The 16,450-nt window shown below is 49.0% G+C and carries 16 protein-coding genes and 1 riboswitch; of the genes, 10 read left to right on the top strand and 6 right to left on the bottom strand.

Annotated elements, in window-relative coordinates:
* Positions 1-128: 128 nt before the first annotated feature.
* Positions 129-231, top strand: a riboswitch (TPP riboswitch).
* A 143-nt stretch (positions 232-374) separates the two neighbouring features.
* A complete protein-coding gene (locus WN59_RS10130) occupies positions 375-1,127 on the top strand; it encodes a 3-oxoacyl-ACP reductase (protein WP_046516767.1) in 753 nt (250 codons plus the stop codon).
* A gap of 71 nt (positions 1,128-1,198) precedes the next feature.
* Positions 1,199-2,530: an LLM class flavin-dependent oxidoreductase gene (locus WN59_RS10125; RefSeq protein ID WP_046516764.1), complete on the top strand. Its 1,332-nt coding sequence runs from the start codon at positions 1,199-1,201 to the stop codon at positions 2,528-2,530.
* 76 nt (positions 2,531-2,606) lie between these two features.
* Here WN59_RS10125 and WN59_RS10120 read toward each other — a convergent pair whose 3' ends face one another.
* Positions 2,607-3,440, bottom strand: a complete 834-nt coding sequence (locus WN59_RS10120) for a hypothetical protein (RefSeq protein WP_046516761.1) — start codon at positions 3,438-3,440, stop codon at positions 2,607-2,609.
* Positions 3,441-3,554: 114 nt separating this feature from the next.
* On the bottom strand, positions 3,555-5,435 hold the full coding sequence (locus WN59_RS10115) for a glycosyltransferase family 2 protein (protein WP_046516759.1): 1,881 nt from the start codon (positions 5,433-5,435) through the stop codon (positions 3,555-3,557).
* Between the two features lie 233 nt (positions 5,436-5,668).
* On the opposite strand from WN59_RS10115, the gene WN59_RS10110 reads away from it, so the two are divergent.
* Both WN59_RS10110 and WN59_RS10105 read left to right on the top strand, forming a co-directional pair.
* Entirely contained in the window at positions 5,669-6,136 is a 468-nt protein-coding gene (locus tag WN59_RS10110) for a DUF2243 domain-containing protein (RefSeq protein ID WP_046516757.1), read from the top strand.
* A 3-nt stretch (positions 6,137-6,139) separates the two neighbouring features.
* Complete coding sequence (locus WN59_RS10105; protein ID WP_046516753.1) at positions 6,140-6,937, top strand: cytochrome c oxidase assembly protein; 798 nt, start codon at positions 6,140-6,142, stop codon at positions 6,935-6,937.
* On the opposite strand, the gene WN59_RS10100 is transcribed toward WN59_RS10105, so the two are convergent.
* Complete coding sequence (locus tag WN59_RS10100; protein ID WP_046516746.1) at positions 6,928-7,875, bottom strand: hypothetical protein; 948 nt, start codon at positions 7,873-7,875, stop codon at positions 6,928-6,930. The two genes, WN59_RS10105 and WN59_RS10100, sit on opposite strands and share 10 nt — an antisense overlap.
* Positions 7,876-8,058: 183 nt before the next feature.
* Here WN59_RS10100 and WN59_RS10095 point away from each other — a divergent pair, with 183 nt between their 5' ends.
* On the top strand, positions 8,059-8,487 hold the full coding sequence (locus tag WN59_RS10095; RefSeq protein WP_046516743.1) for a hypothetical protein: 429 nt from the start codon (positions 8,059-8,061) through the stop codon (positions 8,485-8,487).
* Positions 8,488-8,706: 219 nt separating this feature from the next.
* Here WN59_RS10095 and WN59_RS10085 read toward each other — a convergent pair whose 3' ends face one another.
* Positions 8,707-9,186, bottom strand: a complete 480-nt coding sequence (locus WN59_RS10085) for a pyrimidine dimer DNA glycosylase/endonuclease V (protein ID WP_046516736.1) — start codon at positions 9,184-9,186, stop codon at positions 8,707-8,709.
* Between the two features lie 137 nt (positions 9,187-9,323).
* On the opposite strand from WN59_RS10085, the gene WN59_RS10080 reads away from it, so the two are divergent.
* From WN59_RS10080 to WN59_RS10060, 5 genes are all read left to right on the top strand, one after another.
* Positions 9,324-10,058: an MBL fold metallo-hydrolase gene (locus WN59_RS10080; protein ID WP_046516731.1), complete on the top strand. Its 735-nt coding sequence runs from the start codon at positions 9,324-9,326 to the stop codon at positions 10,056-10,058.
* 220 nt (positions 10,059-10,278) lie between these two features.
* Positions 10,279-11,466: a Bcr/CflA family efflux MFS transporter gene (locus WN59_RS10075; RefSeq protein ID WP_046517275.1), complete on the top strand. Its 1,188-nt coding sequence runs from the start codon at positions 10,279-10,281 to the stop codon at positions 11,464-11,466.
* Between the two features lie 91 nt (positions 11,467-11,557).
* Positions 11,558-12,226: a hypothetical protein gene (locus WN59_RS10070; protein ID WP_046516728.1), complete on the top strand. Its 669-nt coding sequence runs from the start codon at positions 11,558-11,560 to the stop codon at positions 12,224-12,226.
* 213 nt (positions 12,227-12,439) lie between these two features.
* Positions 12,440-13,180: a tyrosine-protein phosphatase gene (locus tag WN59_RS10065; RefSeq protein ID WP_046516725.1), complete on the top strand. Its 741-nt coding sequence runs from the start codon at positions 12,440-12,442 to the stop codon at positions 13,178-13,180.
* A 21-nt stretch (positions 13,181-13,201) separates the two neighbouring features.
* Positions 13,202-13,597 (top strand): hypothetical protein, encoded by a 396-nt coding sequence (locus WN59_RS10060; RefSeq protein WP_046516721.1) that lies wholly within the window; start codon positions 13,202-13,204, stop codon positions 13,595-13,597.
* A gap of 109 nt (positions 13,598-13,706) precedes the next feature.
* Here WN59_RS10060 and nhaC read toward each other — a convergent pair whose 3' ends face one another.
* Together nhaC and iadA are read right to left on the bottom strand one after the other, a co-directional pair.
* Positions 13,707-15,125, bottom strand: coding sequence for a Na+/H+ antiporter NhaC (gene nhaC / locus WN59_RS10055; protein ID WP_046516718.1), 1,419 nt, complete (start codon positions 15,123-15,125; stop codon positions 13,707-13,709).
* An 18-nt stretch (positions 15,126-15,143) separates the two neighbouring features.
* Positions 15,144-16,292 carry a beta-aspartyl-peptidase gene (gene iadA, locus WN59_RS10050; RefSeq protein WP_046516715.1) on the bottom strand — a complete coding sequence of 383 codons (1,149 nt, stop codon included), beginning with the start codon at positions 16,290-16,292 and terminating at the stop codon, positions 15,144-15,146.
* Positions 16,293-16,450: the final 158 nt, after the last annotated feature.

Here is a 16,450-nt window from a genome sequence, read left to right as displayed (position 1 = left end):
CGTTTCGGGTAAAGCATACCGGGGATATATCATCCAGCGGTTTAATCCGTGAAAGGCCGGCCGTCATTCAAGGCACTTATTTGTAACGCCCCCGGTATTATGATAATGTCTGGGGAGAAGAGACAATAAAATATCGCTGGGGGAGCCGATTGCAGGCTGAGACGGGCAAAGCCCGGACCCTTTGAACCTGAACTAGCTAAAACTAGCGTAGGAAAGTGCGGCACTGATACATACTCGAAGAATGGTGGTACCCTGTTCTTAATATGTAACTATTTGTTTATACGCAGCTTTCCCTGGGGAAGGTTGCGTTTTTTATATTCTCTGGCGCTTTTTATGCGAGTGTCATCAAAATCAGAGACATAGGAGTTGTTATGATGAGTAGGACAGTATTGGTAACGGGCAGCAGCAGGGGTCTGGGAGCAGTTGTCGCAAAGACGTTGGCCGAAAAAGGATTCCGGGTGGTCATCAATTACTACAAAAGTGAAGAAGCTGCTGAAAAGCTTGTTCATGAGATTGGCCGGGAGAATGCTGTTGCAATCCAGGCTGATGTAACAGACCGGGAGGAAGCAGAGGGGCTCATAGCCAAGGGGACGGAATATTTCGGTCAAATTGATGTCGTCGTCAACAATGCCCTGGTGGGCTTCAAATTTAATCCGGACGAACAAAAGGCCTTCACAGAACTCACCTGGGATGATTATCAGAAACAGCTGGACGGTACGTTAAAAGCGGCGTTCAATGTTGTCCAGAGTGTCATGCCGCAATTCATCAGCAGACAGAGCGGAGACATTATAAGTATCGGCACCAATTTATATCAGAATCCCGTCGTACCCTATCATGAATACACGACTGCCAAGGCCGGACTGATCGGCTTCACGCGTAATATTGCTTCTGAACTCGGTGCGTACGGCATAAAAGCGAATGTAGTTTCAGGCGGATTATTGAAGGAGACGGATGCCAGCGCTGTTACGACACCGGAAGTGTTCGATCTCATTGCCCGCTCAACGCCGTTGCAGAGGGTTACGACCCCGCAGGATGTGGCCAATATGGTCGTCCATCTGGCTTCGGAAGATGCGAGCGGTATTACAGGTCAGAATATTACTGTGGATGGCGGTCTGACAATGAACTGACCGGCTGGATTGCCGTGTATAAGCCTTTAGGAAGAGCAGTGATCATAAACAATATATTGAGGTGTAGATAGATGACAGAGGCCAAAGAACAGAAATTGCATCTAGGTGTTTTGCTGTATGGGTGCGGGCATCATCAGGCAGCCTGGCTGATGCCGGATTCCAGCATTGAGCGCATTGGGGATGTTTCCTATTACCAGTATCTGGCCCGGTTGGCGGAGAAAGGCTGCTTTGATGCGGTGTTCTTTGCCGACAGCCAGTCATTCCAGGGTAAAAGCGCCAGTGATATGCCGGCGTTTTGGTTTGACCCTATAGTCAATCTGACCGCCATTTCCCAAGTGACCCGTCATGTGGGTCTGGTTTCAACGATTTCAAGCACTTTTTCCAATCCTTTCACAGCTTCCCGTCAGCTTTTAAGCCTGGACCATATGACAGGCGGGCGTGTGGGATGGAATCTTGTGACGTCAATGACGGACGCAGAAGCATTAAATCATAGCATGGAAAATCTGCCGTGCCATGACAGACGGTACGAAAAGGCAGATGAATTCGCGGCCCTGATGGACAAGCTGTTTCTTTCGTGGGACAGTCGCGGGTTTCTGCATCAGCGGGATGAAAGAAAGCTGATAGATGCTTCAAACATCCATCCTTTTCATCACGAGGGCAAGTATTTTAAAGTGCGCGGGCCATCCACTACGCCGAAAAGTCCGCAGGGGAAGCCTGTATCAATGCAGGCAGGGGCATCCGGACAAGGTATTTCATTAGCCGTGAAATATGCTGATGCCGTCTATTCTGTCTCCTGGAATTTAAAACAGGCCCGAAGATTCCGTGAAAAATTGGACGATAGAATCAGGCGGAGCGGAATGGGTGACAGACATATCAAAGTATTCCCGGGACTGGTCACATTCGTTGGCCGTACCCATGGGGAAGCCCTGGCCAAAAAGGCGGCATTGGATGAGAAACTCCCCGTTGAAACAGCTTTGAAACAACTGGGTTTCTTCCTGCAGCAGGACTGCTCAAATTGGGAACTGGACGAACCGGTACCCAAGCTGCCTCCGGTCGAGGCCTTTAGCGGCCCTGTCGGCCGTTATGAAACGATACTTGAAATCATCAACGATACACAGCCTACTGTAAGGAATCTGCTGGGGTATCTCAATGCAGGGGGCGGCCACTTCACACTGATCGGCACACCTGAAGAGATCGTGGATCAGATGCAGGAGTGGTATGATGCCGGTGTGGCTGACGGATTTAACCTTATGCCGCCTGAACTCCCCGGCAGTCTGGAAGATTTTGTGAGTCTCGTTGTACCTGAACTGCAAAAAAGGGGCTTATTCAGGACAGAGTATGAAGGTGATACTTTGCGTGAACATTTAGGATTGCCATGCCCCCGCACTTTAAAACGACAATGAAGGCAGCCATTTGCTGTCGAAAAAAGTCCGGCAGCCGGGTGGGCTGACGGACAAGTTTCTACGGGGAACCGGCCTTTTAGATTGGAAGGGCAAGTTCCCCGTTCAATATTTTGTTGATGATATTCACCGTATCATTTTTACGGATCGGGTTATGCCCGAGCTTTTCATCGAAATAGCTGATGATGTTGAGCCCTTTAGGATCGATTCCGTATCCCTTCAGTGTGTCCAAAAACGGATTGAGCTGCTTTTCAATATCTCCCTCACAGCTCTGGTTCTGGAAGTAGTAGATCTTTTCGGGGAAGTACCCATGGTGTCTGATTGCTTCCGCGATATCCAGCCTGTAGAGCAGGGACTCTTCCATTTTCTCAATCTCATCGATGCCGTATGAGTGCCTGATCACACTTTTGGCAAACGGCCTCAAATAATTGAGCACCTTCGTCTGCGGATTGTTCACGACGGCAGTCGAGCCCTTCATCAAAATGGAGTAGTAGAGTGACATGAATCCTCCTGCGGATGAACCGAAGAAGTATGTGTCTTCAGCCGTCACAGCCATCTTACTTAACAGGATTTTCAATATATCCGCAATTTCCTCCAGATGGAATACTTCCCGGCTGCCCTGTCCCCATCCGAGCCTCAGCTTCGTACCGTGAAGCGTCGGATCATCGATGAATACCGTCGATGCATCAATGTCTTCTGTCCAGCTGCTTCGCATGTAGATCGGTGGTTCATTCTTTTTCGGGTCCACTGCACCGTTGCTGAAAATCATACATTTGTCGTGTGATGATTTTGGATGGATTTTCAGGCAGTAGGTGTGGTTTCCTTTTCTGATCTTCAGTTCCTGTATCTCATCATTTCGGAATTCAATATTCTCAAGGGATTCATATTCGATGTTTTTCTGCGATTCAGCCATGTATATTCTCCTTTACCCGGTGATGTCGGTTTCAGTTATGGAGATATACTAACACATGGTTCATTGACTTATGAAATGAAAACCCATTGGTATTTTCTGTAATGGAACGGCTGTCTACCGCACTGCCTGCACATAATCCAGGTTTGCAGTCACAAAGTAGCTGTCCCTGATTTTCAGCCGGGGGGTCAGACTGTTTGTGTAGACGATACCGGAGACGAATAATTCTTCCCCAACCTCCAGTGTTTTGACCGGGGCGTTACTAAAGGCTTTGGAATCATACATCCTGCATTTTTTTATGATCCTCACTTTCTCCGGTCTGTCTGTGAGGTATCCGGCAGTGTGGGTCCCGTCCAGTTTTTTCACGAATTTCCTGTTCGCGGTGATTAATGTTCCGTCTGTGGTTTTAAGGCGGGGCGTCCCGTTTTTGGATTGGCTCACTCCAGCGATATCGAACCTGGTGCCGGCTGTGATGTTCTCAGTGATGACCGTTTCGAATTCTTCGTCTCCGTAGGAATTGATGGTTTTCACGTTCACGACACTTTCCGGGAGTACTGTGATATAGTCTTCAGACGGCACAATTGATCCGGATTTCACTTCTTTGAATTCTGTCTTAAAATTCTGCCTGTTCTGCAGGTAATGTCCACTTCCGTTAGGCGGGGTGGCATGGACCAATGCGGATTTATAGCCGTCGAATATGAGGCGGAGATTGATATCAGTGCCGTCCATTACCATATCTTCCGTTTTGATAAGGATCTTATCGTCCCGCAGTTCGAAATCGATTGCCTGTTCCACGGTTTCGTCGGATATCCGTGTCATATATACATTGTTGATCGTGACGTCCGGCCGTCTGTAAATCTGGATGATATCATAGTATTCCCCGTCCATCTGATGGGTGCCACCGTACACCGCATGACACTCTTCTGTGATTGGAATGAGGCCGGAGAATTTGCCGGGGAGCCGGGCATGCACGACGTTGTCTTTGATATACCGGCTCCTCTTTTTATCATCTACCAGATATTCAATGTATTCGATGAAGTCGTCACGCTCTGCATTTTTGTACAGGTGGTAGATATTTTTGAAGCGGTCCATCTGGATATGATCTCTGATATCAAGACCATTCTCTGGGAATAAACGCTCGAATTCATCGAACAGCTCAAAGAATCTTTCCTTCTCGAAGCTTTTGAGGAACGTCCGGGTATGGAAAAAGCGGCGTATCATATCGACTTCCACTATGCGGGTGATTGCATCCTTCCTTGCCGGCTCGGGAATGTCCATTTCCAGTATTTTCTTAAGTATTTCAATATTTATGGATGCCTTATCGAGGGCGCTTGTTTCTTTGACCAGTGACGCATTGTCAGACTGGCGGTCCACATGGTATACCGGTGTCCGTGTCATGGAGGCGTTACGGCATCTCGCGATGAGATTGACAAAAAACAGTTTATCCTCGCCGAATTTCAAATCTTCGAAGCCGATATTGTATTCCCGCACCACGGACTTCCTGAAAATCTTTCCGGGTGGCCCGACGGCCCTGAATATCTTTTCTATCTTGTGGGGTACGAGGCCGTCAGCCTCCTTGTGGGATGCAAAGCGGGCGATTCTGCTGACACTTTTGCTGGTATGCTTGTAACTTTGACCGAACCCGATGTCTGCATCATTGTCTGCCATCTGCTGGAGAAGTGCAGGGAATCCAACACTGTCCAGCCAGTCATCCGCGTCGAGCAGGGCGAGATAGGTGCCGCGGGCTTCTGACATGCCGATATTCCTCGGCCGGGCGGGGCTGCCGGAGTTCTCGTCAAGGGCGATCACTCTGATGAAATCATGATTTTCGGCATATCTGTTGATGATCTGAAGGGAGCCGTCCGTCGACAGGTCATCTATACAGATCACTTCCATTGTATCCTTATCCATATCAAGGTCTATCAGGGACTGCATGCACCGGTCCAGATATTTTTCTTTGTTATAGACGGGGATGATGATACTGACCTTCTTTTCCATGATTTGTCTCCTTCCTTGGATTTTCCATATCATATTAAGATATTAGTCTTTATACCCGTGTCAAAGAATGTTCACACTATAAATATGAAAATTGCATATGAATTCCGGGGATAATCATGCAGCAGCAGGTGGTAAATGGAGGGGGAAGTGTGCAAATGCACATTTCGCTTTTAACATATATGCAATGCGGGTAAATTTTATTAAACACGATGTTCAGGGAGAGGAATGGTATAATGGCTGACCGTCATGCTTCAAATGGCCCCGGTGCATCCACAAATACGTGGTCGGGTGTGTTTTTCGGGGTGGGTCTGATGGCACTTATCGACGAGATCATTTTTCACCAGCTTCTGCAGTGGCACCATTTCTATGATCATTCTACGACCCAGGTCGGGATTTTCAGCGATGGGCTGCTTAATGCGTTCGCCTTATTCGCCATCGTTGCCGGATTGTTCATGTTTGCCGATCTGCGCAGGCGATACACCCTTCGCCTGCGGCGGTTCATCAGTTCAGTACTGATCGGTGCCGGCAGTTTCCAGCTGGCCGACGGCGTCGTCAACCATAAGCTGCTCCGGGTCCATCAGGTCCGGTATGGGGTTGATGACATATGGCCCTATGACCTTGGGTGGACAGTGACGGGTGTCATTCTACTTGTATGCGGTATTATTTTATTTGCGAGGTCAAACAGGCGGGAGGGTGAATAGAACATGCATGTCCATATGGGAACGGTCGATTTTACGAGTCTTGAAGCTTTGGTTCTCATACTGGTGCTCTCAGCACTGCTGCTGTACCCGGTTGCTGCTTTCATATCCGGCAGAAAGCATAAAAAATGGCCGAAGTTCCGTTACCTATTCTGGTTTTTAGGAATCATCGTTGCTGCTGCGACACTTACAGGACCGCTTGCACATATGGCGCATGAGAGTTTTACCGGACACATGATCGGCCACTTGCTGCTTGGCATGCTTGCACCGCTCCTGCTCGTCTTCAGTAAGCCGGTAACGTTGCTCATGCGCACAATCAGTGTACCTGCAGCAAGAAATCTGAGCAGACTGCTGAAAAGTCGTTATGTCCAATTCATCACCAACCCGCTTGTTGCAGCCATATTGAATATCGGCGGTCTGTATATCTTGTATATGACCGGTCTGTTCACTTTGATGCACAGTGCTCTATGGCTTTACGCGCTTGTCCACATCCATGTATTCCTTGCCGGCTATCTGTTTACCATTTCGATCGTCTATATAGACCTCACATCCCGCCGGCACAGTTTCCTTTACAGGGCAGTAATCCTCGTACTCGCACTCGGCTTCCACAAGATTCTATCCAAACTCATCTATGCCTCTCCACCGGAAGATGTCATCAGACAGGATGGAGAGACCGGAGCGATGGTAATGTACTACGGCGGCGATATTGTCGACCTGGCTCTAATCATCATACTGTGTTACCAATGGTATAGGCGTACTGCACCGCGGGAGGGAAAAGTTATGCGTGAGGATGTTCAGGGTTGAAAGAAGCACCTAGTTAATGCCGGGCGCTTCTTTTTGATTATTGATGAAGTTTGCGCCTGTTCGACCGGGACGTTATCCAGCTCACTGTAGTTGCTGATGTAGTATTGCCCGTCACGTCCGACGACTTCGTATGTTACGTATGCTTCATAGACGCCGCCGGAATTTTCGTGTGAATATTCCCTGGAGGCATAGACGTTGTACCTGCCATTCGATACTGTCTCCGTCTCTTCGATGAAGACGGAGTAGGTCATGTGGTCGCTGAAGATTCCTGATGCCTTGTTGTCGACGAGCTGGTTGTATGCATCGGAACCCGGGAGCAGATAGTCAAGCGTCCTTTCATTCGCCCCGTTATAATACTCCGGGAGTGAAAACAGGTAGGTGATGATGAGAGATTCAGGGCTGCCTGTGTAGGTCTGGTCGTCCTGCGGTTCTTCAGCCGGTTCCGCCTCGATGTCCCGTGACTCACCGTATTTCACTTCGAATGAATACTTCACGGCACATGGGAGACATCCGCTTCCCGGTGCCTGGGGCAGTGTGCTGTCGGCAACGAGATCTTTGTATGCCTGGAACCGGTCGGCGGTGGCTACACCCTCACATTCTGTCAGCTCCGACATGATGCATTGTTCTGCGGCTGTGTAGTTGTTGCCGGAAGTGTTCCGGTCAGCCCCGGGTTCAGTGCTGTCCTCTTCGGAGGGCTCTTCCTCTGTTCCCTCCTCCGTTCTCTCATGAGTGTCCTCTTCTGAGGATGCCTCCTCAGCTGTTTTCGCAGTGTCCCGTTCTGTTGTCTCTTCCGAGGATTCTTCCCCAGCCGGTTCATCCGTCTCACCGGTGTCATTTTCAACATGTTCTTCACTGTCGTCTGCCGGACCCGCCACAAAGAAATATACGCCGCCTGCAATCAGCAGTAATACAATGATGATGCCGATAATCTTGTTCATGACACTGCCTCCTTGTCTAGACCGTTTGTCGTCTTACCTCAATGATATCTGTATATGCATTGGAGGGAAACAGACGATTCAGGCAGTCACTCTTCATTAAGAAATTGCATGATACTCCAAAAACGTACGTAATGTACATTATGTGCTTTTGGTGGTATGATAAGTGTGAGAGGAGTGATTACCATGCAGAAAACTTTGAATGCTACTGATGTCAGGAAGGAATGGAGCCGCTTCAATGATGAGGTTATCCGTTACGGCCCCCGTTTTGTAAAAAGGAATAGGGATGAATGGGCAGCTTTGAACACAGATCATCTTGATTCGATATTAGAAGCTTTTGATTTTGAAGCTGAACTTTATACAGAGAATGATGGTTCTGTCACTGCCTCTTTGTCTGGATTCGACCTGGTAGAGAACGGTCAGACAAAATCAGAGGCATTGGATTTCTTGACTGGAGAGCTGATGGATTATGCTGAAGAGTATCAAGATAATTTCAATATGTACTTTAACTCCCCCAACAGGCGCTCCCATTTTCCCTATATCTTGAAAGTCTTGTCTCAAGATAATAAAGAAGGAGTAAAATCCCTGATTCAGTGCCGACCTGGAAAGAAATAGAAAGGTTTTGTCGGAGAGATGGATGGGAAGAATATAAAACTAAAACCCATCATTGGTACTTCAGGAAGCAAATGGACAATGGGGAAGTCAAAAGAACGAAAGTGTCCAGGGGGACAGGGGAAGTCAAAGGACATCTGTGGAAAGAGATATTGAAAAAACAATTGAAAGTAACGGAAGAATACTTCAATAAGACTAAATGAGGTCCTGTTGGAGTATTTTTTATGGGTCATACCTTACGCTGCATCTCGGAGCGACTTTGTCTTTCTCCCATTTTTCACATAGAAGCTCCCTGTAGTGCCCGTATGCCGCTTCGCCGTATATGCGCGCATCCCCGTAGGCGTAGAAGGGCGGAAGCGGGTCGTGGCTCCAAATATTTTCCGGGGCCCGGGTCTCAACGAGCGCTTTCAGCGCATCCAGATCCGCTCTGAACTGCGCACTGCGTTTTCCGCCACGCCGCCGGTGCTCGCTGTCGCAGGCGTGGAGCAGCCGGGCGGTGTCGGTTATATAGGGCATGCCGGAGTTGTAGACGTGCTTTACAATCGGGTGGTGCTGATACTGCGTGTTCGTATCCAGCACACCGATCAGGCTGAGGTTGACACGGATGATCTGGTACAGCTCGAGCACCTGTTTGGACAGCCGTCTGTTATCGAGGTGCCGGGCGCTTGTCCCGTGATCGGGTGAGACTCTGAATATCTGCATGGTCCTTCCTCCTCGTTCCCTCCATTCTATAGCAACGGAAATTTATCGACAACAGATTATCTTTCAGATGGAAATATGACATTTATTCCACGGAATAAGGGTACTGACCAGTAAACGGTAAAAAGGAGCGGATTGATATGAAGTGTACGATCGTCGGCATGTGGGGCGGTTTTCCGAAGCGGAACGAGCCGACTTCGGGCTATCTGGTGGAGAAGGACGGCTTCTGCATACTGCTGGATGCCGGGAGCGGGGTGGCGGCGCATGTGCAGAACTATGTGGATCTGAACGACCTGCACCATGTGTTCATCTCGCATTACCATTATGACCATTCGTGTGATCTTGGGTCTTTCCTGTTCGCGCGCATGATCAATACCCAGCTGGGCAGGGTCGACAGGAATCTGAATGTATACGGTCCGGCAGATGATGATGTGGAGCGCCAGGTGGATAAAGTGAAGCACAATACGTTCCGCCCGTACGGGGAGGACAGTACTTTCCAGATCGGGCCGTTTTGTATCGTGTTCCATAGAAATGCGCATTCGGTAGAGACATATGCCCTGCGGATCACGGATGATGACGGGAAGTGCCTGGTGTACACGGCGGATACGAACTACAGGAAGAGTCTCGCGAAGTTTGCCGAAGGTGCGGATGTGCTGATTACCGAATGCAGTCTGTACGAAGATGAGGAGGGCGAAAGGATCGGGCACATGAATTCTGAAGATGTCGGTATACTGTCAGAGCGGTCCGGCGCAGGCAAAGTCGTGCTTTCCCATCTGCCGCATTACGGCAATCTGGAGGAACTGGCGGACTCATTCCGCAAATCGGGTGCCGGGGAAGCGGTGCTGGCCGAAGCGGGCATGGAGATAGAGGTGTGAATAAGTATCGTTCCGTCCGGAATTTGGCAGATTCCAGGTCGGAACTTTTATGTAACTGAAAGTTCTATAGGTACATCTGAAAATATGTTTCTATACAAAGTGAAGTGGAGGGACATTCACTTTTAATTTTTTACAGATAAACTTCTTTATTGTGCTAAACTGCCCCGTATCATAGAATTGATTCGGAGGCGATACAATGAACAAACAGAATAATGACTATATACTACATAACCCCACCGGAAAGAAACGGATGGGTCTTGCTTTACTCCTCGGGCTGCTTGCCATCATGGGACCGCTCAATATTGATATGTATCTGCCGAGTTTTCCGGGCATTGCACAGGATCTGGGAACCAGTCCATCACTTGTACAGGTCAGTCTGACTGCCTGTCTGCTCGGTCTCGCATTCGGGCAGGTCGTCATCGGGCCGCTCAGTGATGCACAGGGGCGGAAGCGGCCCCTGCTCGTCTCCACCTCGCTGTTTGTGGTCGCCTCGCTGATCTGTGCACTGGCACCGAACATCCATGTACTGATTGCTGCACGGTTCCTGCAGGGATTCACAGCGTCAGCCGGAGTCGTGCTCTCCCGGGCGGTGGTCCGTGATGTATTCAGCGGCAGGGAACTGTCAAAGTTCTTCTCTCTCCTGATGGTCATCAATGCCGTTGCACCGATGGCTGCACCGATAGCGGGCGGCGGCATATTACTGCTGCCGTTTGCCAGCTGGCATACTATATTCCTGTTTTTGGCTGTTCTGGGAATCCTGATTGTGATCATTGTGGCCGTGAGCCTCAGGGAGACGCTGCCTCACGCGCAACGGATACCAAGTTCAGGAGCTGCCACTCTCCGCACAATGGGCGGACTTATTACAGACCGCTCATTCATCGGCTACGCAGTGCTCGTCGGATTCGTCCACGGCGGAAGCTTTGCATATGTGTCCGGCACGCCTTTCATCTACCAGGGGATTTACGGCGTCTCACCACAGGCTTTCAGCATACTGTTTGGAATAAACGGCATCGCCATCATTATCGGCAGTTTCCTCATCGGACGCCTGGGCGGTGTCATCCATGAGAAAAAGTTGCTCAAGACTGCGGTCATCATTGCGGTCAGCGCAACTTTTATTCTGCTTATCATGACGATTATAGAAGGACCCCTGGCGGCCATTGTGATACTGATCTTCATCTATATGACGACGATGGGGATGACGATCACCAGTACATTTACGCTCGGCATGTCCGAACAGGGACACCGGGCGGGGAGCGCCAGTGCCGTTCTGGGTATGCTGCCCTTATTGCTCGGTGCTCTGTTTTCCCCGCTGGCAGGTGTCAATGAGGCCTCCGCAGTACCGATGGGCGTCATTTTGTTCAGTACTTCATCGATCGGTCTGATCGCATATTTCAAATTGATCAAATAGACTTGTACACGGATGTATTTCATTCAGATGAAGTTTTGTAAAAGAGGGTATGGAGGAAGAGGTATAAAATAAAGAGACAGAGGTGGCACACATGAACGATCTAAGACTATTGCTTGATCTCAGTAGAGAAGAAGATAATCTATATATCGAAACGGAAAAAAGCTGCCGGGCGATGTTTCTGATCGACGGATTCGCCTCATATGACGGCCATGTCGACTCTTTCACCGATGAGCCTAAGGTGATTACACTTGAAGCGGACGGCAAAAATATTTTGAGCAGTATTACGCAGGTCGATGTCGACTACATGCTCACGATAAATGTCATTACATTTGAGGAGACTCACGTCTTCATACATGAATTCGAGAATCAGAAGCTCAGAAATATCGAAGAAGTTAGCGAGAAGTTATATGAAATCCCGCTCAAAGAAACGTCCTCGATTAAGAATGAATCGATTGCGAATACCTTATCCACCGGCTTCTACGCCCTGGAATATGATGATTCACAGGACGATTTCCCGCTGTCCACGAACAGGCTCCTGGTATTTCTGTATGCCGAGAAGGAGAGGGTATACCGGTCAGGGATTTTGGACAATGAGGAATACGATCCATTCATCGGGGAAATCAACCGCTTCATGGAAGAATATGATGTTGAATTCGAACAGTCCGAAGGTACTGAACTGATCCTGAGCACCATCTATCTCATGCGGGAATACCTGAACCAGGACTGGAATCAGATATATGAGCTGCTGGAGAATGGATAATGTATTGAATTTAATGGCACCGCCACTTTTCGAGTGGCGGTGTTTTGGATTGCCTATATGTTAGATTGTATGGCAAACCGAGAGTTTGACCATGTTAACCCGATATAGCGGTCCGATGGGCTTTACAATATCTTAACAGTGCGTTTAGCTTAACTTTATATCACAAAATGTTATCATATAATGTGTAATAATATAATTTTGGAGCTGACTTTAATGATAGATATTCATAACCATCTGCTGATGAACGTGGATGACGGTCCTGCGAGCGAGCGGGAGGTACTGGATCTGCTTCACCAGGCGATCGACCAGGGGATCACGAATGTCATGCTGACGCCGCACCATTATGCCGGACCGTACATGACACCGAAAAGTACGGTCATCGAGAAGCTTGCGGAAATCCAGAAGCTGATTGACGACAATGATCTCGACATCGAGGTGCATCACGGCCAGGAGATCCGCATCAACGAGAATATCATCGCAGATCTCACAACCGGTTTCGACACGTCGCTCAACGACTCCCGGTATATACTGGTCGAAATGCCGTTCACCGAGCTGCCGCCGTTCTACGAAACGGTCATCGATGAGCTGGTTGAGAACGGCTATACGCCGGTCATCGCCCATCCGGAAAGGTGTGCGGAGATCGTGAGTGACCCGGGGATTTTATTGGAACTGGTGAATAAAGGCGCACTCGCCCAGGTGACCGCCGCTTCCGTCACAGGAGACTTCGGGGAAGAGCTGCAGGAAACAGCCTTCAAGATGATCGAAAACGGACTGATCCATATCGTCGCAAGCGATGCCCATCACGCAGAAGTGCGGCCGTTCATGCTCAGGAAAGCATTCGAAACCATCGACGGACGCCTGGGTGAACAGGTGTCCGAAAAACTGAAGGACAACGCCCGTAAAATTTTTGCGGATGAACCCGTTGTGGTCGAAGACCCCGAGCGGATCAGATAAATATTGTGTTGAGGACCAGGCATGAGAATGCCTGGTCTTTTTTGTGAGCTCCCGGGACATCGGTTTGAGATCGACGTCCGTGGAGAGGTCTTCTCTGGACATGGATTTGAGATCGACGTCCCGGGAGAGGTGTTCTCTGGACATGGATTCGAGATCGACGTCCCGGGAGAGGTGTTCTCGGGACATGGGTTTGAGATCGACGTCCCGGGAGAGGTGTTCTTGGGACATGGATTTGAGATCGACGTCCCGGGCGAGGTGTCCCCGGGACATGGGTTCGAGATCGACGTCCCGGGAGAGGTGTTCTTGGGACATGGGTTTGAGATCGACGTCCCGGGAGGTGCGGTATCACATCTTCGGAATCATTTCGAGTACGCGAAACGCCCGTCTCACATCTACGGAATCATTTCGAGTACGTGAAAGGAGCGTATCACATCTACGGAATTGTTTCGTCTACACGTAAGCCGAGCCATAAAGGAGCAGAACTCAATTTGATGAATGAGTCCTGCTCCTTTTATTCCGGATAAATTTAATCATTAGTTTCTGTTTTGAGTTTTTCGATACCGATTCCGGTGTAGCCCAGGATGATTGCAAAGATGAAGCCTGTATAGCAGAGGATGGCCCATGGTGCATAACTTAGCGTGGAAACGCCGAGTACACCGGCCATGTATACCCCGGCGGATGACCATGGAATCAGAGGGACAATCACTGTGCCGGAATCTTCAAGTGTCCGGGAGAGGTTCTTTGGATGCAGTTTTTTATCCGTATAAGTATCTTTGAACAATTCGCCCGGTACAATGATGGACAGATAGGAATTACCTGTGACGAGTGCCATTGTAATACAGGAGAGTACCGTGGACAGTATAAGGTCGCCAGTCCGTTTGACGATTTTAAGCAGCGTCGCCATGATGACATCAAGCGCGCCGGATTTTGTGATGATTCCTGCGAAAGCGAACGCACTGAATGCGATGAGTATGACGCTGGTCATGGACTGCATGCCGCCCTGGGTGACGAGTTCGGTGACCTGGGTGGGAACTGCATCGGGATTGAAGCCCTCTTTAGTTATCATCGATACATCAAATCCTGTTACCGTAGAAGCGAATACATCAGAGAATGACAAGCCTTGGTAGAAGATTGCGATTGCACCTGCCACTATAGATGAAAAGATGATTGTCGGCAGTGTTGGCTTTTTCCTGATGGATCCATACAGTACCATGACTGCCGGCAGCAACAGCAGTATATTCCATTTGAACATATCATCCAATGTAGTCAGCATGCTGGTCATCTCTTCAGGAGCAGTGGCATCGTCTGCTGATATATTGAATCCGACAATCAGGTAGATGATCATTGAGATGATGGCAGCGGGAAAGGTGGTGTAGAACATGTGCCTGATATGCTCGTACAGTTTACTGCCTGCTGCAATCGGCGCGAGGTTGGTGGTATCTGACAAAGGTGAAAGCTTATCACCGAAGTAAGCCCCCGCTACAACCGCCCCGGCTGTAGCAGGGAGCGAGACGCCGAGGCCGGTGGCGATTCCCATTAGGGCGACACCGACTGTTCCAGCGGATCCCCAGGAAGTGCCGGTCACTATGGAAATGATGGCCGAAACGATGAATGCGATTAGAACGATGAACTGTGGATTGATCAGTTCAAGCCCGTAGTAGATCATCATTGGGATGGTGCCTGCAGTCATCCATGTCCCGATCAGTATCCCGATCGAGATCAATACGAGAATTGCCGGCATTGCCATATCCAGTTTTTCTCGGATTCCTTTCAGCATCTCCTCCCAATTGACGCCGAGGCGCATTGCAATGAATCCGGCGAATATGGACGACAGGATGAGGAGCGGTTCCGGGCTCAGTCCATATACCCCATAGCCGATGGCCAAAAGCAGCAGCATGACAATAATAGGCAGAAACGATTCCAATAAGGTCGGTTTTCTCTTCATAATATTTTCCCCCAGTGTTTACTGTTCAAAAGTTCCTTTCACAATCACTTCACCATCTTTGAGCATGTGCCGGCCATTGGCGAACACATGAACAATTTCAAGTGTGTCTTCATCCAGAACAAGGATATCGGCATCCATCCCTTCCTGCACACGCCCTTTATGCTCCAGTCGGAGAGCACTCGCAGTATTCGCTGTGACCAGGGATAGGGCTTCCGGCAGCGGGATTCCGAGATCTTTTACAGAAGCGGTAATCTGTTTGAATAAAAGTTCCTGTGATGCAACGCCGAATCCGGTCATTTCCCCTTTGTCATTGAAGACGGGAAGGCTGCCGTTGCCATCTGATGAAACGGTGAGGTGCGTGAAGTCACCATCGTTGTTCTTGAAGTATTCGATCCATTCCGCTGTCTGCCCGTCTGCTGTGATATCTACGTATGCCCCTTTGTGTGACAGGTCTATCGCTTCATCAACCAGTTCAGTGCTGCGCGTGATGTGTGTCGCATAAATATTGGCCGGCGGGATTTCATAGTCTTCAATCAGTGTCCTCAGAAATTTGAGACGGTCCTTCCCGATGCCCACATGAAAATGGGTGACCCCGGCCTTTTTACTTAGCAGCCCGCCAATCCGTGCTTCAGCTGCCAGCCTGGCGACTTCGTGCACAGAAGGCTGCGCAGATCTGGAATCTGAAATCGCAATTTCTCCTGCCCCGATTACCTTGTCTATCAAAATGACATCATCTTTGACAGAAGAGGTGATTGTTGGAGTGGGAATATGGTAATTACCGGTATATATGTAGGCTGTGATACCTTCTTCTTCGAGCCCGCGTGCTTTGGCAAGAAGGGAAGTCATGTGACGCGTTGTCCCATCCGTGCCAAGACAGCCGACCACTGTGGTGACCCCTGCTTTTATAACATTGCTGAGTTGGAGTTCAGGTGTGCGGGTGGCAAATCCCCCTTCACCTCCGCCGCCGATTAGATGAACATGCGGATCAATGACACCGGGAGTGACGATCATGCCCGATGCATCAACCACTTCCACGTCGAATAAAGAAAAGAGTTTCTCCTCATCAATCTCCCCAATCTTCAGGATGGTTTTACCGCTCAGCAGCAAAGATGTCTTTCCAAAGTGTTCAGGTGCATAGATATCTCCGTTTTTAATCAATGTAAACATGGTATCCTCCTAGTTGTTAAAATCATCAAAATTGTTTGAATAATAGGATTGTACACCTTTCCATGGAATAATACAACCTAATACAACCTATTAATTTGATTAAAAGGAATATGACTTTTATTCCATACAGTGTAAAATAGGGTAACACCGGATTTTAT

The organism is Salinicoccus sediminis (genome assembly GCF_000986795.1).
Lineage (GTDB): Bacteria > Bacillota > Bacilli > Staphylococcales > Salinicoccaceae > Salinicoccus > Salinicoccus sediminis.
This window is presented reverse-complemented; position numbering and strand designations above follow the sequence as displayed.

What these genes read in the sequence shown, in the direction of transcription:
- WN59_RS10130 (WP_046516767.1), top strand. Translation starts at nt 375, where the DNA reads ATGAGTAGGACAGTATTGGTAACGGGCAGCAGCAGGGGTCTGGGAGCA.
- WN59_RS10125 (WP_046516764.1), top strand. Translation starts at nt 1,199, where the DNA reads ATGACAGAGGCCAAAGAACAGAAATTGCATCTAGGTGTTTTGCTGTAT.
- WN59_RS10120 (WP_046516761.1), bottom strand. Translation starts at nt 3,440, where the DNA reads ATGGCTGAATCGCAGAAAAACATCGAATATGAATCCCTTGAGAATATT.
- WN59_RS10115 (WP_046516759.1), bottom strand. Translation starts at nt 5,435, where the DNA reads ATGGAAAAGAAGGTCAGTATCATCATCCCCGTCTATAACAAAGAAAAA.
- WN59_RS10110 (WP_046516757.1), top strand. Translation starts at nt 5,669, where the DNA reads ATGGCTGACCGTCATGCTTCAAATGGCCCCGGTGCATCCACAAATACG.
- WN59_RS10105 (WP_046516753.1), top strand. Translation starts at nt 6,140, where the DNA reads ATGCATGTCCATATGGGAACGGTCGATTTTACGAGTCTTGAAGCTTTG.
- WN59_RS10100 (WP_046516746.1), bottom strand. Translation starts at nt 7,875, where the DNA reads ATGAACAAGATTATCGGCATCATCATTGTATTACTGCTGATTGCAGGC.
- WN59_RS10095 (WP_046516743.1), top strand. Translation starts at nt 8,059, where the DNA reads ATGCAGAAAACTTTGAATGCTACTGATGTCAGGAAGGAATGGAGCCGC.
- WN59_RS10085 (WP_046516736.1), bottom strand. Translation starts at nt 9,186, where the DNA reads ATGCAGATATTCAGAGTCTCACCCGATCACGGGACAAGCGCCCGGCAC.
- WN59_RS10080 (WP_046516731.1), top strand. Translation starts at nt 9,324, where the DNA reads ATGAAGTGTACGATCGTCGGCATGTGGGGCGGTTTTCCGAAGCGGAAC.
- WN59_RS10070 (WP_046516728.1), top strand. Translation starts at nt 11,558, where the DNA reads ATGAACGATCTAAGACTATTGCTTGATCTCAGTAGAGAAGAAGATAAT.
- WN59_RS10065 (WP_046516725.1), top strand. Translation starts at nt 12,440, where the DNA reads ATGATAGATATTCATAACCATCTGCTGATGAACGTGGATGACGGTCCT.
- WN59_RS10060 (WP_046516721.1), top strand. Translation starts at nt 13,202, where the DNA reads ATGAGAATGCCTGGTCTTTTTTGTGAGCTCCCGGGACATCGGTTTGAG.
- nhaC (WP_046516718.1), bottom strand. Translation starts at nt 15,125, where the DNA reads ATGAAGAGAAAACCGACCTTATTGGAATCGTTTCTGCCTATTATTGTC.
- iadA (WP_046516715.1), bottom strand. Translation starts at nt 16,292, where the DNA reads ATGTTTACATTGATTAAAAACGGAGATATCTATGCACCTGAACACTTT.